Origin of the sequence: Variovorax sp. UC122_21, from assembly GCF_044056785.1 — a bacterium.
Taxonomy (GTDB): Bacteria; Pseudomonadota; Gammaproteobacteria; order Burkholderiales; family Burkholderiaceae_C; genus Variovorax.
Genome location: NZ_CP172003.1, coordinates 955,422 through 980,400 on the forward strand (window position 1 = coordinate 955,422; position 24,979 = coordinate 980,400).

Sequence of the window (24,979 nt, forward strand, 5' to 3'; positions counted from 1 at the left end):
GGCTGGGAGCGGCCCGTGCTATTCGGCGACGACACCGGCGGCCCGAATCAGGTCGGTCATCCACGGGAAGTCGCTGCGCAGTTGCGCACCGAAGGCCTGCGGCGTGGAACCGACGGCCTCCATGCTGAGGTCGCGCAGGGTGCGGCGAACCTCCGGCGTGGCCAGGGCGTCGACCAGCGCCTGCTGCAGCTTGTGCACGACGGCATCGGGTGTGCGCGCGGGGGCCGCCACGCCGATCCAGGGCGACATGCGCACCAGCGCATCCGCCATGCCCTGCTCGGCGAAGGTGGGAACGTCCGGCGCCAGCGGATCGCGCCGCTCGCCCGTGACCGCCACCAGCCTGACCTGTCCCTTCTGCGCATAGCCCGCGGCCACGGCGGTGCCGAGGAAGGCGATGTCGATGCTGCCGCCCAGCAGGTCCTGCAGCGCGGGCGAGGCGCCGCGGTAGGGCACGTGCACCAGCGGCGCGCCGGCGCGCCGGGCGAGCGCCTCGCCGATCAGGTGCGGATAGGTGGCCGGTCCCCAGGATCCGTAGCTGAGCTTGCCGGGGTTCGCCTGGATCGCCCTGAGCACACCCGGCAGGCCTGGCAGGCCCGCGGCATCCCGCATGTCCGGCCGCACCATCATCGCCACGCCGTACCTCGCGAGCAGCGACACCGGCGCGAAATCGCGCAACGGGTCGTAGGGCATCTTCTTCACGATGCCCGTCACGTTGATGAAGACATCGGAATTGGAGAAGAGCAGCGTGTAGCCGTCCGCGGGTGCACGGGCGACTTCGGCACTGCCGATGATGCCGCTGGCGCCTGGCTTGTTGTCGACGACGACCGGCTGGCCGAGCGACTCGCCGAGCGTCTGCGCGATGCGGCGACCGAGGGCATCGGTCGGCCCGCCCGCCGGAAACGGAATCACGAGCCGGATCGGCTTGACGGGAAAGGCGGCCTCCTGGGCATGGGCCGAGGAAAGAAGCGAGCTCAGGGCCGCCCAGGCCGACACGCAAAGGACGATCTTCCCGATCGCCCTGGATCGAATGTTCATGGTGTCTCCGATGGCGGTTCAGGCGCGCGAGGTGTCGGCGCCCGACAGGACCAGTCCGGTCGCGGGCCGCGAGCGGCCCGGCCAGTCGTCCTCGATGAAGGTCACGCGCAACGCGATGCGCCAGCGGCCGTCGGCGCCTCGCTGCATCCGGTCGACGTACTTGCCCATGCCCCAGACATAGGACTTGTCGCTGGCGGCGGCGTCGAAGCGGAACATGTAGCTCACCACGTCCGCCGTGTCGCCTTGCAGCTTCACCGTGCTGTTGAGCACCAGGTGCTTGTGGTACTTGTCGGGCGCATGGGTGTGGGTGGTCGCGAACTCCCGCGTTCCCGCGGCGCCCTCCCATCGGTTGACGGTGCCGTCGGGGCGGCGTGTCTCGCGCACCGCGTCCTGCGTGAAGCAGTCCACCAGGCGTTCGACGTCGCCATAGTCGAGTGCCTGCCCGTACTCGTTCAGGGTTTCGAGGATCGCGCTGCGATCTTCCAGCGCTTGTACGCGGGCTGCGAGCACCGCCATTTCGTTCAGGGACATTCTTGATTCCAAGGAAAGTAATCAGGGGTTGCGCACCACGCCCTTGGCGATGACGAAGCAGCCATAGGGACGGTTGTCGGTGGTGTGCACGGTGGCGAAGGCCGTGGCGGCCAGTTCGAGGAACTCCGCGCGCGACAGCGGCTTCATGGCGACCGGGCGGCACTCGGCCGCCTCGAGAACCTGCTGCACATCGCGATGCACGGCCAGCACCTCGTCCCGCTCGCCATCCGCGACCATGTGGTGGACCGGCGCTTCCGCCAGGTCGTCGACGGGCATCAGTTGCGCGATGGCCCGGGCCGCCTCCACCAGCGACACGCCGGGCAGGGGCACGGTGCGCGCATGCCGCGCATGCCACGCATAGGCGGGGTAGTTCGCGTTCGCCAGCACCAGACGATCGCCATGACCCATCGCGGCGAGGATCCAGAGCAGGTCGGGCGTGAGTGCCGGCGGCAGGGTCTTGAGCATTCCGCAACCTCTCAGTCCGCGATCTCGATGCGAAAGCCCTGCGTCCAGCGCGCGCGAATGGGCTGCTCGGGAACGAGCGAGAACCGGCGCTGGATGTTCTCCTTCGAGCGCTGCAGAGAGGTACGAACCGCGGGCCAGTCGATCCCGACCAGCTGGCCGCGGCGCTTGGCGAAGCAGCCGTCGACCATCACGGTGTCGACCAGGCTCGCATGCCCGTAGCTCACGATCGCCGCGTAGGGATCCCACATCGGCGCCTGCCCGATGCCGTCCGTGCGCATCAGCAGCAGGTCCGCTTTCTTGCCCGGCACGAGACTGCCCGTGATCTCGCCGAGCCCGATCGCCTCGGCGGCTCGCACGGTGGCGATCTCCAGCACCTTCTTCTGATGGACCTTGCGGGTCATCCGCAGCGGATTCCTCAGCGACCGCTCCAGGCGCCAGGTGTTGAGCAGCGCGCGCATCTGGCCGAACATGTCGCCGCCGAAGTCGATGGTGGCATCGATGCCGAGGCTCGACCGGCCGCCCATCGACGTGAAGCGTTCGACCACGGGCCAGGCGCCGTAGGTCATCTCGATCTCGATGGCGGAGCTGATCGACGCGCCGCCGTCGATGACCATGCGCAGCACCTCGTCGGGCAGATGGTTGCCATGGACGAACAGCAGGTCCGGGCCGATCTCTCCGGCCTCGTGCAACGCGCGCACCACGTCGAGCGGTTCATTGGCGCTCATGCCCACGTGGATGCTGATGCGCGCCGGTGCCAGCGTGCGCGCCCAGCGCAGTTCGTCGAGCATCGAACCGGCTTCGGAGAGCGTCTCGAACTCGCGCGAGGCGATGCCGAAGCGAACCCGCGCCGAGTCGTCGGAGAAGTACTTCTGCCGCACCCGCGCCGCGTTGCGCCGGTGCCATTCGTTCAGCGGCCCGTTGACCTCGCCGAGCAGTTCGGGAAGCCGCTGCGCCGGCTCGCCGGGCCGGAAGGCCAGGTTGCGGTAGGTGCCGTAGCAGTAGATGCCGCGGATGCCCGAGCTCAGGAAGCCCTCCGCCAACGCATCGGAATGGGCCTCCGACAGCTGCAGGTGCGAATGGTCGACCAGCGTCGTGATCCCGGAATCCAGTGCCTCCAGTGCGCCGACCCGGTTTGCGAGCTCGGCATCCTCGGGGTCGTAGCTGATGCAGTACATGCCCCGGATGTAGGTCATGTAGTCCAGCAGGTTCCAGTCCGTGCGCACGCCGTGCAGCGGCGTCTGCCACGTGTGCCGGTGCGTGTCGACGAAGCCCGGGCACATCACCATGCCGCTCGCATCGACGATCTCGGCGTCATCGACCGCCAGCGACGGCCCGATCGCGGCGATGCGATCGTCTTCGACCAGAAGATCGCCAGGAGCCAGGTCCTCGATCGCGTCGTCCATCGTGAGGATGGTCGCGCCCCTGAACAGCGTTCGTTTCGCTCTCATCGCGCCCGCGCCTGCTACTTCACGGCGCGCAGATGGGCCTTCTGCACGACGTCTTTCCACTTGGCCATGTCCTTCGCCACCATGCCGCCCAGCGCTGCGGCCGTGCCGCCCACCGGGATGTAGCCATTGGCCTTCAGCACCGCCAGCAACTCGGGCGAGGAGAGCGACCTGTTGATGGCGCCGTTGAGCTTGTCGATGGCATCGGCCGGCGTGCCCGCGGGCGCGAAGATCGCGAACCAGCTGTTGCCCTCGAGGTTGTTCACGCCCTGCGACGCGAAGGTCGCGGCGTCGGGCACGAAGGCCCATCGTTCGTTGCCCGTGACGGCGATCGGCCGCAGCTTTCCCGATTCCACGAAGGGCTTGAGCCCGGCGGCATCGAAGGTCATGTCGACCTGGCCGGCAGCCACCGCCGTCGCCGCGGGCGGCGTTCCCTGGAACGGAACATGGAGCAGGTCGAGCCGGGCCTGAAGCTTGAACAGTTCGGCCATCAGGTGGTAGCCGCTGCCTTCGCCCGCGCTGGCATAGGACATCTGGCGCCCCGACCGGCGGATGTAGTCGCGCAGTTCCTTGATGTCGTGGATCGGCAGGGAGCTGCTGACGGCGAGCATCGCCGGCGAGTCGGCCACGTAGGCCACGGGAGAGAAATCCTTGATCGGGTCGTACTGCAGGGAGGGCTCCCAGGCCGCGGCCACGCTGAAGTTGGCGACGGTGCCCAGGTAGATGGTGTAGCCGTCGGCGGGCGCTTTCGCCGCGATGGCGGTGCCGATCTTCCCGGCCGCGCCCGCCCGGTTGTCGATGATGACCGGCTGCCCGAGCTGCTTGCCCAGCTCGACGCCGAGCGCACGGCCCAGCACGTCGGTGCTTCCGCCCGCGGGCCAGGGAATGACGAGGCGGATGGGCTTGCTCGGATAAGGCTGCGCGCCCGCGCTCGGCGAGAACATGCCCGATATCGCCCAGAAGGCGGCCGCGCCGAGCGCGGCGGAGAAGTGGCGTCGTGTGTCTTGTCTCATGGTTCGGCTCCTTGCCGTTGTCGTGGAGCGAATCCTAGGCAGCGGGTTTCGTTCAGTAAAATTAATTCTTTGCGTCCTGTGAGTAGATAAATTGATCAACGTCTCCACCCGCGTGCTGCGTGCGCTGATCGCGCTGGACGAGCTCCGGCACTTCTCGCAGGCAGCGGAGCGATGCAACGTGACGCAGTCCGCGTTCAGCCAGATGATTTCGAAGCTCGAAGCCGAAGTCGGCCTGCGGCTGGTGGACCGCGACAGGCGCCGGGTCAGCCTGACGGGCGACGGCGAACGACTCGTCGCCTCGGCGCGGCGGATCGTCGCGGAGCTCGACGAGATCGGTGCCGACCTGCGAGACCACGCCGGCATGAACAAGGGCCGGGTCGCGGTCGCCACCTCACCGCCCTTCGCGGCCCATTGGCTGCCGCCGCTGATCGCGCGGTTCCGCGCCCGCTATCCGGGCATCCGCGTCGACCTGTTCGACCACCTGCCGCCGAAGTGCATGGAACTGGTACGCGAGCGGCAGGCCGATTTCGCGATCCTCAGCGCACCGGGACCGCTCGCGGGCCTTCAGTACCGTGTGCTGATGCAGGAGTCCTTCGTGCTCGCCTGCCCGGCGGACCATCGGCTCGCCTCGCGAAAGCGGGTCGACCTGCGGGACCTGGAAGGTGCGTCCCTGATCCGCTACGCCCGCTCGGGCAGCATCGGACAGCATCTGGAACACGCGATGCGCGGCATCGCCGTCGAGGAGGTGATGGAAGTGGAGCACCTGCCGACCGTCGCGGGCCTCGTCGCGGCGGGTCTCGGCATCAGCGTCGTGCCCAGCATCGCCGTCCCGTTCTTCGATGCGAGCAAGGTCGCGCTGGTGCCCGTGCTTTCGCCAGGCCTCGAGCGTCCCATCCATCTCGTGTGGCAGACCTCGCGCCTTCCCGGCCCTGCCGCGAAGGCGTTCATCGATCTGCTGGAGACTTCCTTGCCGCGCAAGAAGAAGTCGGCATGACGAGCGCGACGGCGCGGTCGGGGCGATTGCCCTAGCTCGTCGCGCAGCGATAGCTGCCCGCCGCGTTCAGGTCGCCGGACCCGTTGTACTTCGGCCAGCTCGGATAGATGCAAAGCGGCCGCGTGCGTCCGGCCGTCGCGGGGTTGGCGTCGGTTGCCACCAGTTCCCCCGGCGCCTGGTCATGCTCCACCCAGCCCTCGAGCGCGTCCAGCACCGGAATGCCGCCGGTCGCATTGAAGTGCCCGGTACCGTGGCCGTATCCCGGCACCTGGTAGAAGCGCAGGAAGGCATCGACCTGGGGCCGGCCGAGCTTCAGCAGCAGCGCGTTGTAGTAGTCGACCGAGCCCTGGAAGGTGATGAGCGGATCGGAGGTGCCGTGCACCAGCAGCCACTTGCCGCCACGCGCGACGAAGGGCTCGATGTTCGTGCTCGTGGCGTCCATGACCGCGGACAGCTCCTGGATGCGCGGCAGGTAGCTTCCCGGCGACGCGCCATCGAGGCCGATCGACAGGCCCAGGGGATCCATCAGCACCGCATTGCGGATGAAGGCGTCGGGCAAGGCCCCCAGGGCGCCCAGCACCAGCGGATTCGGAGGCACCGGAAAGGTCGCGGTCGCGCCGAGCACCGAGGCGTAGTCCGTGGACGTCAGGAAGCCGGGGTTGCCGGTCGCGCCGTTCTTGAACGCATAGGAGAACTCGGTGCGCGATTGCAGCGTCTCGACCGTCTTGATCTGGGCATCGGACAGGCAATCGTCTCCCGCATCCGCGCCGCCCTTGCAACGCAGGCTCTGCGGCTTGAACGTGCATGCGGCGAGGTTGCCGACGATCCCGTCGGCGGCGCCATCGAGCGCGTCGCAGGCCGCGAGTTCGGCCGCGCGCAGCGCCTGCAGCTTCTTCGGATCGAGGAAGCCGACGCCGCCATTGCCCCACAGCGCGCGCGTTGCGACCTGGATGGTCATCATCTGCGGCATGTAGGCATAGGCCGGGAAGTAGGTGACCACGCCGTCGTAGTCGGCAGGCCACTTCTGCATCACCTGCATGCCTTCGTGGCCGCCCTTCGAACCGCCCATGAAATAGGTCTTGGCCGGCGCCTTCCCGTAGCGCAGGCCGATCAGCTTCATCGCCGCGTCTCGCGTCTTCTTCAAGGCATCGCCGGCGTAGTTGCCGAGCATTTCGCTGTTCGATGCGAAGGCGGTGTAGAAGGGATCGGTGGGAGGTGCCTGATGCCCCGAGTCGCCGGCGAAGATGGCGTACCCGCGCTGCAGCGGGCTGGCGCCCGATGTCAGCGGCGTGGTCACGAGATCCGGAACCACGCCGTCGAATCCGCCGCCACCGAAGTGCATCGCATGGCCGTTCCAGTTCGTAGGGAGCGCGAGGGCGAACACGATGTCCTGCGCCCCTTCGGAGACGGACGCGATGCGGCCCTTGACCATGCAATGCTCGCCCGTCTGCCCGCGCTCGGCACGAGGGCCGCTTCGGTGACCGTTGCGCCCTGGGTCGGCAGTCCGATCGCGGCGCCGTCCACCTTGGCACCCCGAAGTGCGGCGCATGCCGTGCCCGCCGAAGGCGGCGACGATGGCGGCTGTGTCGTGGCGACCGCCGACGGATCGATCTGGATGGCGCCACCGCCTCCTCCACCGCCGCCGCACGCTTGAAGAAGCAGGACAGCCAGTAATGGCAAGACGCGTCTTTTTCTTGAATCCCCGCATGGATCTTTGTCTCCGTTGAAGTTGTTGATGCGACCTTGGCACTAGCCGCAACCTGTGCCTTCCACTTGCAAGGCAGTTGCGAAAAGTCCGCGGATGCTACGTGGCGAGTTCGCGCGTAGCGATTGCGAAAGGCCGCATCCGGATGGCAAAAACAATCATGTGGCGCGCAGCGCAAGCCGACGAGATCGGCGCAGGGAGGTGCCGCCCTGCGCATGAGCGGCAACTTCGCCTCGCGAGGCGATGAAGAACAAGGAGCCTGCTAGGCCCCTCGCGCGGCCTTGCCCGCGGCCTTCGGCACGAACAGCATCTTCTCGACCTGCGCCAGCAGCCGCTTCGCGAAATCGGCATCGAGCTCGGCATGCTCGAAGAGCAGGCGATACCAGACCGGCCCGAACAGCAGGTCGAGCACGATGTCGTGGTCGACGTCGGCCGCGATCTCGCCGCGCTCCTGGGCTTTGCGCAGCAGGCGCAGGCCCGATTCGCGGCGCGGCAGCACCACCTTGTCGCGCAGCAAGGTGGCGGTGGCCTGGTCGTACTGCGCCTCGGCCACGAGCGAACTGAGGATCGTGCGCCATTCCCGGTCCTGCACGCGCTCGACCGTCGACACCAGGTAGCGGCGCAACTCGCTCTTGAGCGAGGCAGCGTCCTCGACGATGGCCGTGTCGGGCAGGCCCTCCATGTAGAGCTCGATCAGCAGCGCGCCCTTGCTCGGCCAGCGGCGGTAGATCGAGGTCTTCGACACGCCGGCCAGCGCCGCGACCTGCTCCATCGCGAAGCGTGCATAGCCGTGCACGCGCAGCACCTCGCGCGCGGCTTCGAGGATGGCGTCGTGCGTCTGCTGCCGGCGGCGCCGGCCGCGCGGCCCCTGCTCCACGGGCTCGGAACTCTGGTCGGGGGTGTCCTGCATGGTCATGGCGCGATTCTGACATTCCGATGCCTGTTGACATACGGTACGTACCGTTCTAAAGTTTTAGATACGGTGCGTACCGTTTACTGGAGTCAATCATGCCGCCTCGGGCCTTCCGCCGCTTCGCCGGCCTTCTCGCCCTCGTGCTCTGCTGTTCCGCGCATGCCGTTGCGTTCAAGTGGGCGTCCCAGGACGACGCCGCGACCATGGACCCGGATGCCTTCAACCACGGGCCGACCATGACCGTGCTCGGCCACATCTACGAGGGGCTGGTGCGGCGCGACCGCGAGCAGCGCATCGAGCCCGCGCTCGCGCAGTCGTGGACCCAGCCGGCGCCGACCGTCTGGCGCTTCCGCCTGCGCGAGGGCGTGCGCTTCCACGACGGCAGCCTGCTGACGGCGGATGACGTGGTGTTCTCGCTCAAGCGCGCGATGACGCCCGAATCGGACATGAAGGTGTTCGCCGCCTCGATCGCCGACGTGAAGGCGGTGGACGCCACGACCGTCGATGTCGTGACCGAATTCCCCAACGCGGCGCTGCTGCAGTCGCTGCCCGAGCTCAAGGTGATGTCCAAGGCCTGGGCCGAGAAGAACGGCGCGCTGCGCCCGGCCGACATGCGGCAAAAGAGCGAGAACTTCGCGACCCGCAACGCCAACGGCACCGGCCCCTTCAAGCTCTCGGTGCGCGAACCCGACGTGCGCACGGTGCTGGTGGCGCACACGGGCTGGTGGGACAAGCCCGCCAGCAACATCACCGAGGCGACGATGGTGAAGATCTCGTCGGCCGCCACCCGCGTGGCGGCGCTGCTGTCGGGCGAGCTCGACTTCGCCTACCCGATCCCGCTGCAGGACATCCCGCGCGTCGAGGCCTCGACCGGCTACAAGGTGCTGCAGGGTCCCGAGATCCGCAACCTGTTCCTCTCGATGGACCAGGCCAGCCCCGAACTGCGCTACGCGAGCGTCAAGGGCAGGAATCCCTTCGCCGACCGCCGCGTGCGGCTGGCGATCTACCAGGCGATCGACATCGAGGCGATCGGCAAGCGCATCCTGCGCGACTCGGCGGTGCCCACCGGCATCCTCGTGCCGCGCGGGGTGAACTCGGTCGACGCCGCCATGGTGGCGCGACCCTTCCCCTACGACCTCGCGGCCGCGAAGAAGCTGCTCGCCGAGGCCGGCTATCCGACGGGCTTCGAGGTCACGCTCGACTGCACCAACGACCGCTACGTCAACGACGAGCAGGTCTGCACCGCGATCGCCGGCATGCTCTCGCGCATCGGCGTGAAGGTGGCGGTCAACGCACTGCCGGGGGCGCGCTTCTTCACCAAGGTGGGCGCGGGTGACTCGAGCTTCAATTTCTTCGGCTACACGCCCGTCAACCTCGACGCCTACAACACCCTCAACGTGATGATGGCGACGCGCGACGGCAAGGCCGGCCAGTGGAACGTCGGGCGCTACAGCAATCCCGAGGTCGACCGGCTGATCGGCCAGGTGCTGACCGAAATGGACCCGCAGGCGCGCACGCGGCTGGTCACGCAGGCGATGACCCTGCACCGCAACGACGTGGGCCACATCCCGCTCTACCAGCAGGGCCTGGCCTGGGGCATGCGCAAGAACGTCGACGCGGCACTGCAGAGCGACAACCGCGTCAACCTGCGCTTCATCAGCGTCCGGTAGGCCCGATGCTCGCGTTCTTCATTCGCCGGCTGCTCGCGGCCATCGGGGTGCTGGCCACCGTCGCGTTCATTGCCTTCGGGCTGTTCAAGCACGTGGGCGACCCGGTCACGCAGATGCTGGGGCCCGATGCCAGCGATGCCGACCGCGCGCGCGTGCGCCAGGAGCTGCGGCTGGACGACCCCTTCGTGCTGCAGTTCGCGCGCTTCTCGGCGCGCCTCGCGCAAGGCGACCTCGGCGTGTCGCTGCGCCAGGGCCGGCCGGTGCGCGAACTGCTGGCCGAGCGCCTGCCGGCCACGCTCGAGCTCAGCCTGGTCGCCGCCTTCGTCTCGGTGGTGGCCGGCCTGTTCCTGGGCGTCGCGTGCGCGGTACGCCCGCGCAGCTGGTTCGCGCGCAGCACCATGGCGCTGTCGCTGATCGGTGCCTCGCTGCCCACCTTCCTGATCGGCATCCTGCTGATCCTGGTCTTCTCCGTCACGCTCGGCCTGCTGCCCTCCTACGGCCGCGGCGAGGTGGTGGCCATCGGCTGGTGGAAGAGCGGGCTGCTCACGCGCGACGGCTGGCTGCACCTCGCGATGCCGGCCGTCACGCTCGCGCTGTTCCAGCTCGCCCTGATCGTGCGGCTCGCGCGCGCCGAGATGATGGAGGTGCTGCGCGCCGACTACATCCGCTTCGCCCGCGCGCGCGGCATCCGCGAGCGCGCGATCCTCTACCGCCATGCGCTGCGCAATGCGCTGGTGCCGGTCGTGACGATCGTGGGGCTGCAGCTCGGCGCGGTCATCGCCTTCGCCGTGGTCACCGAAACCGTCTTCCAGTGGCCCGGCCTCGGCGCCCTGTTTCGTCGATGCGATCGGCTTCGCCGACACGCCCGTCATCGCCGCGTACCTGTGCTTCGTCGCGGCCATGTACGTGTGCATCAACCTGGTCGTGGACATCCTCTATGTCGCGATCGATCCCCGTCTAGAGACAGCCTGAAAGCGGCCCGCATGAATCCCACGCCTCCCCTGGCGCGCACCGTCGAAGCGGTGCGCGCGTTCCACGACGACCTGACGCGGCTGCGGCAGGACCTCCACGCGCATCCCGAACTCGGCTTCGAGGAGGAACGCACGGCCGCGCGCATCGCCACCTTCCTCCAGGCGCTCGGCATCGAGGTGCACCGCCACGTGGGCCGCACCGGCGTGGTCGGCGTGCTGCACGGCCGTTCCACGGCCAGCGGGCGCAGCATCGGCCTGCGGGCCGACATGGACGCACTGCCGATCCAGGAACTCGGCGATCCGGCCTATCGCTCGTGCATCCCGGGCCGCATGCACGGCTGCGGGCACGACGGGCACTGCGCGATCCTGCTGGGCGCCGCGAAGTACCTGGCGCAGACCCGCGACTTCGACGGCACCGTCTACTTCTTCTTCCAGCCGGGCGAGGAAGGCCATGCCGGCGCGCGCGAGATGATCCGCGACGGCCTGTTCGAGCGCTTCCCCGCGCAGCAGGTGTTCGCGCTGCACAACTGGCCCTCACTGCCCGCGGGCACCATCGCGCTGAACCCCGGGCCGATGATGGCGGCGATCGACCGCTTCTCGATCCGCGTGCAGGGCCGCGGCGGGCACGGCGCCCATCCGCAGCAGGCCATCGATCCGATCCTCGTGGCCTCCGGGATCGTCTCGGCGGTGCACACCATCGTGAGCCGCAACGTCAATCCGGTCGATGCGGCGGTCATCAGCTTCCAGTCCTTCCAGTCGGGCGCGCCCGAGGCCCTGTCGGTCATTCCGGACCACGCGCAGCTGCACGGCATGGTCAAGTGGTTCAAGCCCCAGGTGCAGGCCGTGCTGCGCGAACGCCTGATCGAGACCGCGCAGCGCGTGGGACTGGCCTTCGGCGCCCAGGCCGAGGTGCACTACGAGGAGCTCTACCCACCGACCGTCAACCACCCCGAGGCCGCCGAAGCGCTCGCGCGCGTCGCCTGCCGGGTGGTCGGCGAGGCCCACGTGGTCCGCGACATGGAGCCCAGCATGGGATCGGAGGATTTCGCCTTCATGCTGCAGCAACGGCCGGGCGCCTACTTCCGGCTCGGCCAGGGCATGACCGACGGCCGCTTCCTGCATCACCCGCGCTACGACTTCAACGACGCCACCATCCCGGTCGGCAGCGGCGTGTTCGCGGCACTCGCCGAGGACCTGCTCGCGCCATGAGACAGCTCTGGACCCGATGGCTCGACAGCGATGTCGGCCACAGCTTTCGCAGCTCGCCGGTCGCCATGGCGGCGGCGCTGGTCGCACTCGCCTGCCTGCTGGCGGCCGTCTTCGCGGGCTGGGTGTCGCCGCACGATCCCTTCGACCTGACCCGGCTCGAGCTGCTCGATGCGCGGCTGCCGCCGGCATGGGCACCGGAAGGCAGTGCCAACTACCCGCTGGGCACCGACGACCAGGGACGCGACATGCTCTCGGCCGTGATCCATGGCCTGCGCATCTCGCTGGTCGTGGGCCTGGCCTCGGTCGCGGTCTCCGCCGTGGTCGGCGTCGCGCTCGGCTTGCTGGCCGGCTTCGCGGGCGGCTGGGTCGACGCGCTGCTCATGCGCGTGTGCGACGTCATGCTGTCGTTCCCGCCGATCCTCACCGCGCTGCTGATCGCCGGGGTGGCGCGCTCGCTGCTGCCGAACGCGCACGCCTCGGTGGCCTTCGCCGTGCTGGTGCTCGCGATCTCGCTGAGCGGCTGGGTGCAGTACGCGCGCACCGTGCGCGGCGCGACGCTGTCCGAGCGCCACAAGGAATACGTGCAGGCCGCGCAGGTCACGGGCGTCGCGCCCTTTCGCATCATGCGGCGCCATGTGCTGCCCAACGTGCTCGGGCCGGTGCTGGTGCTCGCGACCATCCAGGTCTCGACCGCCATCGTGACCGAGGCGACCCTGTCCTTCCTCGGCGTCGGCGCGCCGCCCACCTCGCCCTCGCTCGGCACCTTGATCCGCGTGGGCAACAACTACCTGTTCTCGGGCGAATGGTGGATCGCGCTCTTCCCCGGCCTGATGCTGATCGCGGTCGCGCTCAGCGTGAACCTGCTGGGCGACTGGCTGCGCGACGCGCTCAACCCGAGGCTGCGATGAGCACGCCAGGAACGGATTCCATGAACATCCTCGACGTCGAAGACCTGGTGGTCGAATTTCCCGGGCGCCGCGGCACCCTGCGCGCGCTCGACGCGGTCAGCTTCTCCATCGCACCGGGCGAGATCCTCGGCGTGGTCGGCGAATCGGGCGCCGGCAAGTCGCTGACGGGCGCCTCGATCATCGGCCTGCTCGAGCCGCCCGGGCGCATCGCGGGCGGCCGCATCCGGCTGCAGGGCGAGCGCATCGACCAGCTCGATCACGAGGCCATGCGCCACATTCGCGGCCGGCGCATCGGCTCGATCTTCCAGGACCCGCTGACCTCGCTCAATCCGCTGTTCACCGTCGGCCAGCAACTGACCGAGGCCATCCGCACCCATCTGCGGCTCGATCCCCGAAAGGCCCGCGCCCGCGCGATCGCGCTGCTCGACGAGACCGGCATCCCGGCCGCGGCGCAGCGCATCGATCACTTCCCGCACCAGTTCTCGGGCGGCATGCGCCAGCGCGTGGTGATCGCGCTCGCGCTGGCGGCCGAGCCGGTGCTGATCGTGGCCGACGAACCGACCACCGCGCTCGACGTGTCGGTGCAGGCGCAGATCGTCGCGCTGCTGCAGGCGCATCTGCCGCGAGCGCGGCGCCGCCGTGATGCTGATCACCCACGACATGGGCGTGATCGCCGAGGCCTGCGACCGCGTGGCCGTGCTCTATGCGGGCCGCGTGGCCGAGATCGGGCCGGTGCACGACGTGGTGCGGCACGCCGCCCATCCTTACGCAGCCGGGCTGATGGCCTCGATTCCCGACATGGACTCGTCGCCCGACCGGCTCGCGCAGATCGACGGCGCGATGCCGCGCCTGAACCGCATTCCTCCCGGCTGCGCCTTCCATCCGCGCTGCGGCCAGGCCTTCGCGCGCTGCACGCAGGAACGGCCCGAGCTGATCGCCGCGGGCGCGACGCGTGCGGCCTGCTGGCTGCATGCGCGCACCACGGCAAGCCCGCTTTCCTCTCATCCTTCCCTCGCCCGCCCATGACAGCCCTCGTCCAAGCCCACGACCTCGCACGCACCTTCGACGTCTCGCCGCCCTGGCTCAACCGCGTGCTCGAGCGCAAGCCGCGCGTGCTGCTGCATGCAGTGGACGGCGTGAGCTTCTCGATCGAGCGCGGCAAGACGCTCGCGCTGGTCGGCGAATCGGGCTGCGGCAAGAGCACGGTCGCGCGCCTGCTCGTGGGCCTGTACGCGCCCACGCGCGGCGGCTTGCAGTTCGACGGCCAGGACGCGCACGCGGCCTTCAAGACCGCCGAGGGCCGCAAGCTGCGCCGGCGCATCCAGATGATCTTCCAGGACCCCTACGCGAGCCTCAACCCGCGCTGGATCGTCGAGGACATCATCGGCGAGCCGCTGCGCGAGCACGGCATCCTCAGCGACAAGGCCCAGCTGCGCGAGCGCGTGGGCCAGCTGCTGCAGTCGGTGGGCCTGTCGCCGCTGGACATGAGCAAGTACCCGCACCAGTTCTCGGGCGGCCAGCGCCAGCGCATCTCGATCGCGCGCGCGCTGGCCACGCAGCCCGAGTTCCTGGTCTGCGACGAGCCCACCTCGGCGCTCGACGTGAGCGTGCAGGCGCAGGTGCTCAACATCATGAAGGACCTGCAGCGCGAGCAGGGCCTGACCTACCTGTTCATCTCGCACAACCTCGCGGTGGTGCGCCACGTGGCCGACCAGGTGGGCGTGATGTACCTGGGCCGGCTGGTGGAGGTGGCGGACAAGCAGAAGCTGTTCGCGACGCCGCAGCACCCGTACACGCGCATGCTGCTCGACGCGATCCCGCAGATGAAGCACACGGGGCGCGCGCGCACGCCGGTGCAGGGCGAGGTGCCGAACCCGCTCAATCCGCCCGCGGGCTGCGCTTTTCATCCGCGCTGCCCGCATGCCAATGCGCGCTGCTCGGCCGAGCGGCCGAAGCTCCAGAGCATCCGCGGCGTGCAGGTGGCCTGCCATGCGGTGGAAGAGGGCCGTGCCTGAACGGCCCCCGCCCTCAGGCCGTGTCGGCGAGTCGCCGGATCGCCTCGACCGCGCCGGGATTCTCGAGCGCCGAGAGATCGCCCGGCGGCTGTCCCGCGAGCACGCGGCGGATGACCCGGCGCATCGCCTTGCCATTGCGCGTGCGCGGCAGATCGTCGACGCAATGCACGACCGCGGGCCGGAAGGGCTTGCCGAGCGCAGCTTCGATGGCGGCCGCCGCGCGCGCCGCCAGGTCGTCGCCGTCCGGGGATCCATCCCCCGCCGACTGCGGTACCAGCACCAGCACCAGCTTCTGTCCCTTCACCGGATCGGGCAGGCCGACCGCGGCGGCGTCCTTCAGCGGCAGCGCGGCCAGCAGCACGGCCTCGACCTCGGCCGGCCCGAGCCGCTTGCCCGCGATCTTGAGCGTGTCGTCCGAGCGGCCGAGCACGAAGAAGTGGCCTTCGCCATCCTCGTAGACCAGGTCGCCATGCACCCAGCGACCCGGCACCGCCTGCCAGTAGGCCTCGAGGTAGCGTGCGTCGTCGCGCCAGAAGCCCTGCGTCATGCCCACGAAGGGCTGCGCGATCGTCAGTTCGCCGGGCACCCCGACCACGCGCGCGCCCGTGTCGTCGGCCGCGAAGGCCTGCACGCCCGGCGAGGCGCTGTTGAAGCCCGAGGCCTTGATCGGCCGCACCGGCACGTTGGCGAGGATGGCGCCCGACGCCTCGGTCCCGCCCGTGTAGTTGATGAGCGGCAGCGCGCCGCGACCGAAGCGACGAAAGAACCATTCGAAATGCTCGGGGTCGAGCACCTCGCCGGCCGCCATCAGCATGCGCAGGCTGCGCAGGTCACCCCGCGTGGCCGCGTCCGCATGCGCCGCCAGGCTGCGGATCAAGGTGGGCGAGGCGCCGAAATGCGTCACGCCGTGCCGCTCGATCATCGACGCGAAGCGCGACCAGTCGGGGAAATCGGGCGCCCCGTCGTAGCACAGCAGCGTGGCGCCGGCGATCAGCGCGCCGATGACCGTGATCGGCCCGACGATCCAGCCCATGTCCGAAGGCCAGCACCAGGTGTCGCCGGCCCGCAGTTCGAAGTGGAAGGCGCTGTCGTGCGCGATCTTGAGCGGGAAGCCGCCGTGCACATGCACCGTGCCCTTGGGTGCGCCCGTGGTGCCGAGGTGAACACGATCATGAAGGGATCGTTCGGGTCCATCGAGACGAAGTCCGCGATCGGCTCGGCGCCGGCGAGCTCTTCCCATGGGCGGCACTCGCGGGCGCCTTCGATGGCATCGCGCTCGCCGAGCACCACCACCTGCGCGAGCAGGGGCAGTCGCGTCAGCGCCTCGTTGACGGCCGCGGCCGCCGACACTTTGCGGCCGCGCCGCAGGAAGCCTTCGGCCGCGATCAGCATGCGCGCCTGCGCGAGCTCGAGCCGCGAGACGATGGCCTCGGCGCCGAAGCCCGTGAACAGCGGCACGCACACGGCCCCGAGCGCGGCGATGGCGAGAAAGGCGATGGCCGCTTCCGCACCCATCGGCAGCATCAGCCCGATGCGGTCGCCGGGTGCGATGCTCATCGCGCGCAGGCCGCCGGCGAAGCGGCGCACGCGCAGCGCGAGTTCCGCGTGGCTGATCCTTTCGACGCGACCGTCCTCGGCCTCCGCGATCAGCGCGGGCTGCGTCGCGCGCCCGGGATCGCAGGACCAGCGCAATGCGCTGCGCACCCAGTTCAGCCGGCCGCCGTCGAACCAGCGCGGATGCGCGGCATCGGGTGCATCGGTGCGAAAGCGTTGCCAGGGCGCATCCCAGACGATGTCGAGCTGCGCCAGCACGTGTCGCCAGTAGCTCGCCGGATCGTCCACCGAGACCCGGTGCAGTTCGTCATAACCCGCCAGGCCCATGCGATGGGCGAGCGCGGTGAGTGGCGCCGAGGCGATGCGTTCGGCATCGGGCCGCCAGAGCGTGAGATCGGGGAATTCCATGTCGCGTCCTCCGTTCCTGCCGGCTCAGCCGCCGCGCCGGCGCGCGGCACGGAAATCGGGCGCGCGCTTCGCGAGAAAGGCGTCCACGCCCTCGCGCGATTCCGCCGTGCCGTAGTAGAGCGCCAGCGCCTCGAAGCCCAGCGCGCCGATGGCGCGGATGTTCTCGGAGTCCGCATTGAACGAGCGCTTCGCGATCGCGATGGCGGTCGGGCTCTTCGCGAGGATCTCGGCACACCAGCGCTCCACCTCCGCATCGAGTTCGTCGGGCGGAACGACGCGGTTGACCAGGCCCATCGCCAGCGCCTCGTCGGCACCGTAGCGGCGGCACAGGAACCACATCTCGCGCGCCCGCTTCTCGCCGGCCACGCGCGCGAGCAGCGCGGTGCCGAAGCCCGGATCGACCGAGCCCACCTTCGGTCCGACCTGGCCGAAGACCGCGTCGGTGCTCGCGATGGCGAGGTCGCACACCGTGACCAGCACGTTGCCGCCGCCGATCGCATAGCCCTGCACGCGCGCGATCACCGGCTTGGGGATGTCGCGGATCAGGCTCTGCAGCTCGTCCATCGGCAGGCCGATGGTGCCGCGCCCGCCGTAGCCGCCTTGCCCTTCGCCATGGTCGGACTGGTCGCCGCCCGTGCAGAAGGCCTTGTCGCCGGCACCCGCGAGCACGACCGCGCCGATGTCGCGGTTCCAGCCGGCGCGACCGATCGCGTGCAGCAGCTCTTCCACCGTGCGGCCGCGCAGCGCGTTGTAGCGCGCGGGGCGATCGATGGTGATGCGCGCGACTCCGTCGGTCTCCTCGTAGCGGATGTCCTGGTAGTCGAAGGCGTCGTTCACAGCGCGGCCCCCACCACCGACAGCGCGGCATCGAAGGCTTCCAGGCCCTGCGACAGTTCGTCGCGCGTGATCACGAACGGCGGCGACACCATCGCCACGTTGTACCGGCCATAGGCATGGACACCGCGCTTCATCAGCTCGCCGTAGAACAGCTTCATCGGCGCCGAGCCCCCGGGATGGTGCCATTCCACCAGCGGCTCGCGCGTCTCGCGGTCCTTGACCAGCTCGAGGCCGAAATGCGCGCCGAGCCCGCGCACGTCGCCCACCACCGGGTGCCTGCGCTGCAGCTCGCCGAGCCCCTCGCGCAGCCAGCTCTCGATCTCGAGGGCACGCTCGAACAGTCCCTCCTCGAGGTAGACCCGCAGCGCGGCGACGCCGCCCGCGACGGCCAGCACATGGCCCGCATGGGTGTGGCCCACGTCGAACAGCTCGGTGTCGAAGTGGCTCGCCACGCCTTCGCGCACCAGCACCCCGCCCAGCGGCGTGTACGAGGAGCTCGCGCCCTCGGCGAAGGACATGAGGTCGGGCAGCACGCCGAGCCGCGTCGCGGCGAAGGCGGCGCCGGTCCGGCCGAAGCCGGTCATCACCTCGTCGTACACCAGCAGGATGCCGTGGCGATCGCACAGCGCGCGCACGCCCCGCAGGTAGCCCTCGGGATAGATCACCATGCCGCTCGAGCCCGTCATCGGCTCGAGCACGATGGCCGCGACGTTGTGCGCGCCCTCGTGCGACAGCACCTGCTCCAGATGCTGCAGCGCGCGCCGCGATTCCTCGGCCGGCTCGCGCGTGTGGAACGGACTGCGGTAAGGATAGGGAGTGAAGAACTTCACCATGCCCGGCAGGTTCGGCAGCGGGTCGCGCCAGCGGTCCACGCCCGTCAGCGCGCTGCCGCCGATCGTGCTGCCATGGTAGGAGCGGTAGGCCGTCAGCACCTTGGGGCGGCGCGTGACGAGGCGCGCGATCTTCACCGCATCGTCGTTGGCCTCGCCGCCGCCGCTCGCGAAGTGCACGCGCAGCCCTTCGTTCCACGGCGAGATGCGGTTCAGCAACTCGGCGTATTCGGCGCGCACGTCGTTGAAGTAGCTCGAGGCCACCCAGCACAGCCGTTCGGCCTGCTGCTGGATCGCGCGCACCACCTTCGGATGCCCGTGGCCCAGCGGCACCGCCACGTAGCCGCTCGTCATGTCGAGATAGGCCTTGCCGTTCGTGTCGTGGAAATGGCAGCCCTTGGCATGCGTGATCACGGGCGGGTTGAGCCCGCCCTGTACCGACCACGACACCAGCACCTGCCGGTAGGCGGCGGGCAGGCTCGCGTTGGCCTGGCCATGGATCTGAAGGTCCATCGTCTGTCCTCTGTGTTGTTGCGTGAAGAAAAGTTGAAGCGGATCGCTGCGATGAAGCATAGGAATGCGGGTCCACGCGGACAAACCAAAGCTTTGGGGCCTGAGCCGCAAAGCAATTCGCGCTCGGCATGTCCCGCCGAGCGCCCTTCCCCTCCCCTGGACCTGGAGCGATAGCCATGGCACGCCAGCTTCCCCCATGCTGTCGGTGCGCGTGTTCGAGGCCGCCGCGCGCCATGGCAGCTTCGCCAAGGCCGCGTCGGAACTCTTCGTCTCGGCCGGCGCGGTGGCCCATCAGGTGCGGCAGCTCGAGGACTGGCTCGGCCTGCCGCTGTTCCTGCGCACGCCGCGCTCGGTCGAACTCACCGACGCCGGGCAGGCCTACCTGCGCGGCGTCGCGCCGCTGCTCGAGGAACTCGAACGCGTATCGATGCGCTGGCGCCAGCATGCGGAGGGCGCCAGCGAGGTGACGGTCAGCGCCATGCCCTCGTTCGTGACGCGCTGGCTGATGCCGCGGCTCGGCGAGTTCCGCGCCGCGCATCCCGCGGTCGAGGTGCGCGTGCTCGCCGCGGTGGCCCCGGTGGACTTCGCGCGCGATCGCGTCGACGTGGCGATCCGGCTCGGCTCCGGCCCCCTATCCCGGCATGGAGGCGCAGCCGCTGCTACACGAGGCCTTCTATCCCGTCGCGAGCCCGCGCTGGCTGGAACGGCATGGCATGCCCGCGTCGCCGCGCGATCTGCTCGACACGGTGCTGCTGCACGACGAGTTCGAGCCCCGCATTCCCGAGCAGATCAGCTGGGAGGCGTGGTTCGCGGCCCAGGGCGTCGCATCCGGCGCATCGCTGCGACCGGCGGCCGCCTTGCGCTTCTCGCACAGCTATCTCGCGCTCGATGCCGCGGCCGCGGGACAAGGCGTGGCGCTCGCGTCCGACGTGCTGGCGCGCGATGCGCTGCAGCGCGGCGAACTGGCACGGGCCTGGCCCGTCGATCTGCCCGGCCCGTACCGCTACCACCTGCTGTGCCAGCGCGGCACGCAGGACCGGCCCGCGGTCGCGGCGTTCACGCAATGGCTTCGCGCGGCGGCCGATGCTTTCGCGGGCATCGCGCCGTTGGTCAGGCCCTGAGCCAGGGCCTGTCGCTGACCTTGTCAACGCAGCCAGCTCGCCGGCACGGTGATGAGCTGCGGGAACAGCACGAACAGGAACATCAGCGCGGTGAGCGACAGCAGGAAGGGCCACACGCCCCGGATCACCTGGTCGAGGCTCACGCGCGAGGTGCCGGCCACCACGTTGAGCACGGTGCCCACGGGCGGCGTGAGCAGGCCGATGGCGTTGTTCATGATGAACATCACGCCGAAGTACACGGGGTCGATACCGGCCTTGTGGATCACGGGCATCAGGATCGGCGTCATGATCAGCACGGTGGGCATCAGGTCGAGCGCGGTGCCCACGATGATCACCAGCACCATGATCACGAACATCAGCAGGATCTTGTTGTCGACGAAGGGCTCGAGCAGCTCGCCCACCTGCGCCGGGATGTTGGCGATGGTGATGAGCCAGGCCGACACCAGCGCCGAGGCCACGAGGAACAGCACGGTGCTCGAGGTCTTGGCGGCGCTGAGCACCAGCTCGGGCAGGCGCGGCATCTCGAGTTCGCGGTAGACGAAGCGGCCCACCACGAAGGCATAGACCACCGCCACCACGGCGGCCTCGGTGGGCGTGAACACGCCGAACTTCATGCCGCCGATGATCACCAGCGGCAGCACCAGCGCCCACACGCCGTCGAGCAGCGCGCGGCCCAGGCCGCCCGCGCTGAAGCTGCGCACCGCGACGTTCTTCTCCTTCTTCGCGCACAGCCACCAGGTGGCGGTGAGCGTGAGCGCCATCATGATCCCGGGGAACAGGCCGGCGAGGAACAGCTTGGTGATCGAGATCTGCGCCACCACGCCGAACACCACGATGGCGATCGAGGGCGGGATCACCGGCGCGATGATGCCGCCGGCCGCGATCAGGCCGGCCGCGCGCGGCACGTCGTAGCCGGCCTTGCGCATCATCGGGATCAGCAGCGCCGCGACGGCGGCGGTGTCGGCCACGGCCGAACCCGAGATGCTCGCGACCACGGTGGCCGCGATGATGGCCACGTAGCCCAGGCCGCCGCGCACGTGGCCGACCAGCGCGTCGGCCACCTTGACGATGCGCGCCGAAAGGCCGCCCGCGTTCATCAGCTCGCCCGCGAGCATGAAGAAGGGCACTGCCATCAGCGGATAGTTGTTGACGCCCTCGAGCATGTTCTGCGCGAGGATCTGGGTGTCGAAGTTGCCGAGGTGCACCATCAGCGCGACGCCGCAGACGAGCAGCGCGAACGCGATGGGCATGCCGAAGGCCATGGCCCCGAGCAGCGAGGCGATGAATACGAAGATGGTCATGGATGTCCCGTGTTCTTTTAGTTCGCGCTCATTCGCCCGCACTGCCGGTGTCGTTGACCAGTTCCTCGCGCGCCATGCGGCCCGTGAAGAGGCGCCACAGCGAGCCGACCAGCATCAGCGCCATGCCCACGCTGCTGACCAGCAGGCAGGCATAGACCAGGCCGATCGGCACGCCGGTGACCGGTGCGCGGTCGTCCATGCCGATCACCACCAGCTTCCAGCTGCCATGCGCGAGCAGCAGGCAGCAGGCCAGCGCGCCGAGATCGGCCACGCCGCGGCAGAAACGCTGGCCGCGCTCGCCGAGCCGCGCCACCACGGTCGACATGCCCAGGTGCGCGTTGTCCTTCATCACCAGCAGCGCGCCGACCAGCGTGAGCCACATGAAGACGAAGCGCGAGGCTTCCTCCGAGAACACGATGCCGGAGTTGAAGGCGTAGCGCAGAACGACGTTGCCGAACACGAGCGCGACCATCACGGCCATCATCGCGATCATCAACACGTTGGCGCCGCGCTCGAAGAGGCGGGAAAGCATGGGGAGTCTCCTGTTGTAGTCGGTTCTTGCACCCGGCCGCTTCAGCGACCCGGGCCGGCCGGGTCGATACGGTAGAAGCGCAGGGCGTTGCCGCGCCAGACCGCGTCGCGCGCCGCGTCGTCGAGGCCGTCCAGCCCCTCGGCCACCGCGCGCACCACCTCGGCCATGGGCGCGCGCAGGCCCGACACCGGCAGGTTGCTCGCGAACATGCAGCGCCCGGCGCCGAAGATCTCGACCGTCTCGCGCACCACGCGTGCGTTGCTGTCGGCGCTCCAGGGCGCATCGGGCAGGCCGAACTCCGAGAGCTTGACCATCACCTCGGGCAGCGCCGCGAGCGCCTGCATGCCGCGCCGCCAGTGCGCGAGGCCGGCCTCGCTGCGGTCCCAGGGCAGGCCCGCATGCTCGATCGCCACGCGCAGCCCCGGAAAGCGTGCGACCGCCTCCGCCGCTTCCTCCAGGTGCCAGTAGGGCACGCGCACGTCCCACAGCAGGCCGTTGTCGCGCAAGAGGCCCAGGCCCGCGCACCAGCGTTCGTCCTGCAGGGTGCCGGGCTCGCCGCGCACGCTGTGGTCGGGGCCGCGCGAGATGCGCGGCTTGCAGCGCACGCCGCGCACCAGCGGCCATTCGGCCTGCGCGCGCATCTGCGCTTCGGCATCGCTCGCGAGGAATTCGACGTTGGCCACCACGGCATTCGGAAAGCCGTGTTTCGCATGGACCGCATGCAGCCAGCGCGTCTCGGCCAGCGACTCGGCGCGCGAGCGCTCGGCCTCCACATGCACCGTGGCCACCACCGGCAGGCCCTCGGTGGCGGCGCGGTAGTCGGCCACGCCGAAGTCGCGCCGCAGCACCGCGTAGTCGCCGAGGAAGAAGGCCGCGGCGTCGTAGCCGTCCTGCAGCCAGGGGAAGTGCCCCTCGCCCAGGTGCCACAGGTGGTGGTGCGCGTCGACGATGGCGGCGGGAAGCACGGCGCTCACGGCTGCGCGTCCATCGCCTTGAGCACCGCGTCGCCGTTCTTCTCGACGTATATCCTGCGGGTCTCCTCGCGCACCACCTGGCGGATGCTCGCGACGTCGGGCGTCTCGTTGATCTGCATGCCCTTGGCGCGCAGCTGGGCGATCGCATCCTTCTCGCCGTCGTTGTTGAGCTTGCGCTGGAAGTTCGCGGCCGCCGCGGCCTCCTCGAGCATCGCCTTCTGGAACTCGGGCTTGAGCGCATCGAAGCGCGCCTTGTTCATGATCACCACCAGCGGCGTGTAGGCATGGCGCGTGAGCGAGAGGTACTTCTGCACCTCGTACATCTTCGACGACAGCATCAGCGTGGGCGGGTTTTCCTGCCCGTCGACCGCGCCCGACTCGAGCGCGCCGAACACCTCGGCGAAGGGCATCGGCTGCGGGTTCGCTCCCAGCAGCTGGAAGGCCTTGAGGTGCGAGGGATTGGGCGTGGTACGGATCTTCAGGCCCTTGATGTCGGCCGCGCCGTTGATCGGCCGCTTGTTGTTGCCCAGGCTTCGAAAGCCGATCTCCCAGAAGGCCAGGCCCTTGATCTGGTGCGTGCCGAGTTCGTCGAGCAGCGAGCGGCCGACCGGGCCGTCGAGCGTGCGGTAGGCCTGCTGCGCATCGGCGAACTGGTAGGGCAGGTCGAGCGCGTTGAGCTTGGGCGCGAGGCCGGTCACGAAGGGGTTGCCGGTGGCGCCGATGTCGATGGTGCCGCTGCGCACGCCGGTCACCAGCGTCACGTCGTTGCCGAGCTGGCTGTTGGCGAAGACCTGGATCTCCACCGCGCCGCCGGTGCGCTCCTTCACGCGCTTCGCGAACTCGAGCGCGGCCTTGTGCTGCGAATCGCTCTCGGGCACGGTGTGGCTGAAGCGCAGCTTGACCGGCCCCTGCGCGGCGGCGCCGCCGGCACCGAAGCTGAGCAGCGCGGCCAGCAGCGCGCCGGCCAGGGACCTGAAATTCCTGTGCATGTTGTCGTCTCCTGTCGTTGAAATTCGGGGAAGGCGCGCGCCTTCCGGGGCCGCCGCTCAGACCGTGACCTTGGCTTCCTTGACCACCTTGGCCCACTTGTCCTTCTCGGTGCCGATGAACTCGGCGAACTTCGCGGCGCTGCCGCCGCCGTCCTCGGCGCCGTAGCTCGCGAGCTTCTCCGCCACGTCGGGCAGGGCGAGCACGCGGTTGAAGTCCTCGTTCATGCGCTGCACCATCGCGGCGTTCATCTGCGCCGGCCCGACCAGGCCGTACCAGGTGCTGGCGTCGAAGCCCGGGTAGCCGAGCTCGGCCACGGTGGGCACTTCGGGATGCGCCTTCGAGCGCCGCGGCCGCGTCTGCGCGATCGCCACCAGCTTGCCGCTGGCCACGTGCGGCGTGGCCGAGGTCATGGTCTCGAAGCTGTAGTCGATCTGGCCACCGATCAGGTCGGTGAGCATCGGGCCCGAGCCGCGGTAGGGCACGTGCAGCGCATCGACGCCCGCGCGCAGCTTGAAGAGCTCGATCGCCAGGTGCTGCGAGGCGCCCGCGCCCGAGGAGCCGAAGGTCACGGTGCCCGGCTTGTCGCGGCACAGCGCCACCAGGTCCTTGACCGTGCGCGCGGGCTTCGAGGGGTTGCAGATCAGCAGGTTCGGCGTGACGCCCACCAGCACCAGCGGCGTGAAGTCGCGCTCCACCACGTAGCCGAGCGTGGGGTAGAGCGCGGGCGCGATCGCATGGTTGCTGATGTTGGTCATCAAGAGCGTGGTGCCGTTGTTCGGCTGCTTGGCGACGTACTCGGCGGCGATCACGCCGCCCGCGCCGGCCTTGTTCTCGACCGTGACCGGCACGCCCCACAGCGTGGCGAGCTTCTGCGCCATCACGCGCGCCATCACGTCGGTGCCGCCGCCCGGCGGAAAGCCCACGACGATGCGCACGGGCGTGGTGGGCAGCGGCCCGGTCTGCGCACGCACGGTGGCGAAGGGCAGGACCGCGCTGGCGGCCAGTGTCGATGCGATGAAGCGGCGGCGTTGCATGGCGTTGTCTC

At 69.5% G+C, this 24,979-nt stretch carries 21 protein-coding genes and 4 pseudogenes; 9 read left to right on the forward strand and 16 right to left on the reverse strand.

All coding sequences use genetic code 11. The features are described 5' to 3' along the window. Nucleotides 1–18: 18 nt before the first annotated feature. From ACHMXE_RS04875 to ACHMXE_RS04895, 5 genes are read right to left on the reverse strand one after another with little or no spacing between them, the layout of a single operon-like run. Nucleotides 19–1,035: a tripartite tricarboxylate transporter substrate binding protein gene (locus ACHMXE_RS04875; protein ID WP_209542240.1), complete on the reverse strand. Its 1,017-nt coding sequence runs from the start codon at nucleotides 1,033–1,035 to the stop codon at nucleotides 19–21. Between the two features lie 18 nt (nucleotides 1,036–1,053). Further along, a complete protein-coding gene (locus ACHMXE_RS04880) occupies nucleotides 1,054–1,566 on the reverse strand; it encodes a nuclear transport factor 2 family protein (RefSeq protein WP_209542241.1) in 513 nt (170 codons plus the stop codon). Nucleotides 1,567–1,587: 21 nt separating this feature from the next. After that, nucleotides 1,588–2,031: an RbsD/FucU domain-containing protein gene (locus tag ACHMXE_RS04885; protein WP_209542242.1), complete on the reverse strand. Its 444-nt coding sequence runs from the start codon at nucleotides 2,029–2,031 to the stop codon at nucleotides 1,588–1,590. An 11-nt stretch (nucleotides 2,032–2,042) separates the two neighbouring features. Beyond that, on the reverse strand, nucleotides 2,043–3,479 hold the full coding sequence (locus ACHMXE_RS04890; RefSeq protein ID WP_209542243.1) for an amidohydrolase family protein: 1,437 nt from the start codon (nucleotides 3,477–3,479) through the stop codon (nucleotides 2,043–2,045). Between the two features lie 14 nt (nucleotides 3,480–3,493). After that, complete coding sequence (locus ACHMXE_RS04895) at nucleotides 3,494–4,489, reverse strand: tripartite tricarboxylate transporter substrate-binding protein (protein WP_209542244.1); 996 nt, start codon at nucleotides 4,487–4,489, stop codon at nucleotides 3,494–3,496. A 91-nt stretch (nucleotides 4,490–4,580) separates the two neighbouring features. Between ACHMXE_RS04895 and ACHMXE_RS04900 the strand changes: the two genes are divergently transcribed. Beyond that, complete coding sequence (locus ACHMXE_RS04900) at nucleotides 4,581–5,483, forward strand: LysR substrate-binding domain-containing protein (RefSeq protein WP_209542245.1); 903 nt, start codon at nucleotides 4,581–4,583, stop codon at nucleotides 5,481–5,483. Nucleotides 5,484–5,514: 31 nt separating this feature from the next. Here ACHMXE_RS04900 and ACHMXE_RS04905 read toward each other — a convergent pair whose 3' ends face one another. Both ACHMXE_RS04905 and ACHMXE_RS04910 read right to left on the reverse strand, forming a co-directional pair. Beyond that, a complete protein-coding gene (locus ACHMXE_RS04905) occupies nucleotides 5,515–7,191 on the reverse strand; it encodes a tannase/feruloyl esterase family alpha/beta hydrolase (RefSeq protein WP_395347062.1) in 1,677 nt (558 codons plus the stop codon). Between the two features lie 259 nt (nucleotides 7,192–7,450). Beyond that, nucleotides 7,451–8,098 carry a TetR/AcrR family transcriptional regulator gene (locus ACHMXE_RS04910; RefSeq protein WP_395347064.1) on the reverse strand — a complete coding sequence of 216 codons (648 nt, stop codon included), beginning with the start codon at nucleotides 8,096–8,098 and terminating at the stop codon, nucleotides 7,451–7,453. Nucleotides 8,099–8,196: 98 nt separating this feature from the next. On the opposite strand from ACHMXE_RS04910, the gene ACHMXE_RS04915 reads away from it, so the two are divergent. The 6 genes and pseudogenes from ACHMXE_RS04915 to ACHMXE_RS04940 all read left to right on the forward strand — a co-directional run bounded on the left by ACHMXE_RS04915 (nucleotide 8,197) and on the right by ACHMXE_RS04940 (nucleotide 14,874). Then, complete coding sequence (locus ACHMXE_RS04915) at nucleotides 8,197–9,771, forward strand: ABC transporter substrate-binding protein (RefSeq protein WP_209542248.1); 1,575 nt, start codon at nucleotides 8,197–8,199, stop codon at nucleotides 9,769–9,771. A 5-nt stretch (nucleotides 9,772–9,776) separates the two neighbouring features. Continuing rightward, a pseudogene (locus tag ACHMXE_RS04920) lies at nucleotides 9,777–10,743 on the forward strand (ABC transporter permease). An 11-nt stretch (nucleotides 10,744–10,754) separates the two neighbouring features. Then, nucleotides 10,755–11,951, forward strand: coding sequence for a M20 aminoacylase family protein (locus tag ACHMXE_RS04925; RefSeq protein ID WP_209542250.1), 1,197 nt, complete (start codon nucleotides 10,755–10,757; stop codon nucleotides 11,949–11,951). Then, nucleotides 11,948–12,859 (forward strand): ABC transporter permease, encoded by a 912-nt coding sequence (locus tag ACHMXE_RS04930; RefSeq protein WP_209542251.1) that lies wholly within the window; start codon nucleotides 11,948–11,950, stop codon nucleotides 12,857–12,859. Before ACHMXE_RS04925 ends, ACHMXE_RS04930 begins: the two co-directional genes overlap by 4 nt. A gap of 20 nt (nucleotides 12,860–12,879) precedes the next feature. Next, a pseudogene (locus ACHMXE_RS04935) lies at nucleotides 12,880–13,885 on the forward strand (ABC transporter ATP-binding protein). Continuing rightward, nucleotides 13,882–14,874, forward strand: a complete 993-nt coding sequence (locus ACHMXE_RS04940; RefSeq protein WP_395347067.1) for an ABC transporter ATP-binding protein — start codon at nucleotides 13,882–13,884, stop codon at nucleotides 14,872–14,874. Before ACHMXE_RS04935 ends, ACHMXE_RS04940 begins: the two are co-directional and overlap by 4 nt. Nucleotides 14,875–14,887: 13 nt before the next feature. On the opposite strand, the gene ACHMXE_RS04945 is transcribed toward ACHMXE_RS04940, so the two are convergent. From ACHMXE_RS04945 to ACHMXE_RS04960, 4 genes and pseudogenes are all read right to left on the reverse strand, one after another. Next, nucleotides 14,888–15,421: a hypothetical protein gene (locus ACHMXE_RS04945; protein WP_395347437.1), complete on the reverse strand. Its 534-nt coding sequence runs from the start codon at nucleotides 15,419–15,421 to the stop codon at nucleotides 14,888–14,890. 42 nt (nucleotides 15,422–15,463) lie between these two features. Beyond that, nucleotides 15,464–16,836: pseudogene (locus ACHMXE_RS04950) on the reverse strand (AMP-binding protein); the annotation flags it as partial. 24 nt (nucleotides 16,837–16,860) lie between these two features. Next, nucleotides 16,861–17,673 carry an enoyl-CoA hydratase-related protein gene (locus ACHMXE_RS04955; RefSeq protein ID WP_395347068.1) on the reverse strand — a complete coding sequence of 271 codons (813 nt, stop codon included), beginning with the start codon at nucleotides 17,671–17,673 and terminating at the stop codon, nucleotides 16,861–16,863. Further along, entirely contained in the window at nucleotides 17,670–19,016 is a 1,347-nt protein-coding gene (locus ACHMXE_RS04960) for an aminotransferase class III-fold pyridoxal phosphate-dependent enzyme (protein ID WP_395347069.1), read from the reverse strand. Before ACHMXE_RS04960 ends, ACHMXE_RS04955 begins: the two co-directional genes overlap by 4 nt. 196 nt (nucleotides 19,017–19,212) lie before the next feature. On the opposite strand from ACHMXE_RS04960, the pseudogene ACHMXE_RS04965 reads away from it, so the two are divergent. Continuing rightward, nucleotides 19,213–19,332: pseudogene (locus ACHMXE_RS04965) on the forward strand (LysR family transcriptional regulator); the annotation flags it as partial. Nucleotides 19,333–19,657: 325 nt separating this feature from the next. Continuing rightward, nucleotides 19,658–20,137: a LysR substrate-binding domain-containing protein gene (locus tag ACHMXE_RS04970; RefSeq protein ID WP_395347070.1), complete on the forward strand. Its 480-nt coding sequence runs from the start codon at nucleotides 19,658–19,660 to the stop codon at nucleotides 20,135–20,137. A 23-nt stretch (nucleotides 20,138–20,160) separates the two neighbouring features. Here ACHMXE_RS04970 and ACHMXE_RS04975 read toward each other — a convergent pair whose 3' ends face one another. Genes ACHMXE_RS04975 through ACHMXE_RS04995 form a run of 5 tightly spaced genes read right to left on the reverse strand, consistent with a single transcriptional unit; the run spans nucleotide 20,161 to nucleotide 24,968 of the window. Then, nucleotides 20,161–21,438 (reverse strand): TRAP transporter large permease subunit, encoded by a 1,278-nt coding sequence (locus tag ACHMXE_RS04975; protein WP_395347072.1) that lies wholly within the window; start codon nucleotides 21,436–21,438, stop codon nucleotides 20,161–20,163. Between the two features lie 28 nt (nucleotides 21,439–21,466). Next, nucleotides 21,467–21,970 (reverse strand): TRAP transporter small permease, encoded by a 504-nt coding sequence (locus tag ACHMXE_RS04980; RefSeq protein ID WP_395347075.1) that lies wholly within the window; start codon nucleotides 21,968–21,970, stop codon nucleotides 21,467–21,469. A gap of 41 nt (nucleotides 21,971–22,011) precedes the next feature. Continuing rightward, the gene (locus tag ACHMXE_RS04985) at nucleotides 22,012–22,944 is read right to left on the reverse strand and encodes an amidohydrolase family protein (protein ID WP_209542258.1); all 933 of its coding nucleotides are present in this window, start codon (nucleotides 22,942–22,944) and stop codon (nucleotides 22,012–22,014) included. After that, nucleotides 22,941–23,933: a TRAP transporter substrate-binding protein gene (locus ACHMXE_RS04990; protein WP_395347077.1), complete on the reverse strand. Its 993-nt coding sequence runs from the start codon at nucleotides 23,931–23,933 to the stop codon at nucleotides 22,941–22,943. The genes ACHMXE_RS04985 and ACHMXE_RS04990 overlap by 4 nt, the downstream gene beginning before the upstream one ends. Before the next feature lie 57 nt (nucleotides 23,934–23,990). Further along, nucleotides 23,991–24,968: a Bug family tripartite tricarboxylate transporter substrate binding protein gene (locus tag ACHMXE_RS04995; RefSeq protein ID WP_395347078.1), complete on the reverse strand. Its 978-nt coding sequence runs from the start codon at nucleotides 24,966–24,968 to the stop codon at nucleotides 23,991–23,993. Nucleotides 24,969–24,979: the final 11 nt, after the last annotated feature.

Bases quoted from the DNA above. Each gene is read 5' to 3' on its own strand.
- ACHMXE_RS04875 (WP_209542240.1), bottom strand. From the start codon at position 1,035: ATGAACATTCGATCCAGGGCGATCGGGAAGATCGTCCTTTGCGTGTCG.
- ACHMXE_RS04880 (WP_209542241.1), bottom strand. From the start codon at position 1,566: ATGTCCCTGAACGAAATGGCGGTGCTCGCAGCCCGCGTACAAGCGCTG.
- ACHMXE_RS04885 (WP_209542242.1), bottom strand. From the start codon at position 2,031: ATGCTCAAGACCCTGCCGCCGGCACTCACGCCCGACCTGCTCTGGATC.
- ACHMXE_RS04890 (WP_209542243.1), bottom strand. From the start codon at position 3,479: ATGAGAGCGAAACGAACGCTGTTCAGGGGCGCGACCATCCTCACGATG.
- ACHMXE_RS04895 (WP_209542244.1), bottom strand. From the start codon at position 4,489: ATGAGACAAGACACACGACGCCACTTCTCCGCCGCGCTCGGCGCGGCC.
- ACHMXE_RS04905 (WP_395347062.1), bottom strand. From the start codon at position 7,191: ATGCGGGGATTCAAGAAAAAGACGCGTCTTGCCATTACTGGCTGTCCT.
- ACHMXE_RS04910 (WP_395347064.1), bottom strand. From the start codon at position 8,098: ATGCAGGACACCCCCGACCAGAGTTCCGAGCCCGTGGAGCAGGGGCCG.
- ACHMXE_RS04915 (WP_209542248.1), top strand. From the start codon at position 8,197: ATGCCGCCTCGGGCCTTCCGCCGCTTCGCCGGCCTTCTCGCCCTCGTG.
- ACHMXE_RS04925 (WP_209542250.1), top strand. From the start codon at position 10,755: ATGAATCCCACGCCTCCCCTGGCGCGCACCGTCGAAGCGGTGCGCGCG.
- ACHMXE_RS04930 (WP_209542251.1), top strand. From the start codon at position 11,948: ATGAGACAGCTCTGGACCCGATGGCTCGACAGCGATGTCGGCCACAGC.
- ACHMXE_RS04940 (WP_395347067.1), top strand. From the start codon at position 13,882: ATGACAGCCCTCGTCCAAGCCCACGACCTCGCACGCACCTTCGACGTC.
- ACHMXE_RS04945 (WP_395347437.1), bottom strand. From the start codon at position 15,421: ATGACGCAGGGCTTCTGGCGCGACGACGCACGCTACCTCGAGGCCTAC.
- ACHMXE_RS04960 (WP_395347069.1), bottom strand. From the start codon at position 19,016: ATGGACCTTCAGATCCATGGCCAGGCCAACGCGAGCCTGCCCGCCGCC.
- ACHMXE_RS04970 (WP_395347070.1), top strand. From the start codon at position 19,658: ATGGAGGCGCAGCCGCTGCTACACGAGGCCTTCTATCCCGTCGCGAGC.
- ACHMXE_RS04975 (WP_395347072.1), bottom strand. From the start codon at position 21,438: ATGACCATCTTCGTATTCATCGCCTCGCTGCTCGGGGCCATGGCCTTC.
- ACHMXE_RS04980 (WP_395347075.1), bottom strand. From the start codon at position 21,970: ATGCTTTCCCGCCTCTTCGAGCGCGGCGCCAACGTGTTGATGATCGCG.
- ACHMXE_RS04990 (WP_395347077.1), bottom strand. From the start codon at position 23,933: ATGCACAGGAATTTCAGGTCCCTGGCCGGCGCGCTGCTGGCCGCGCTG.
- ACHMXE_RS04995 (WP_395347078.1), bottom strand. From the start codon at position 24,968: ATGCAACGCCGCCGCTTCATCGCATCGACACTGGCCGCCAGCGCGGTC.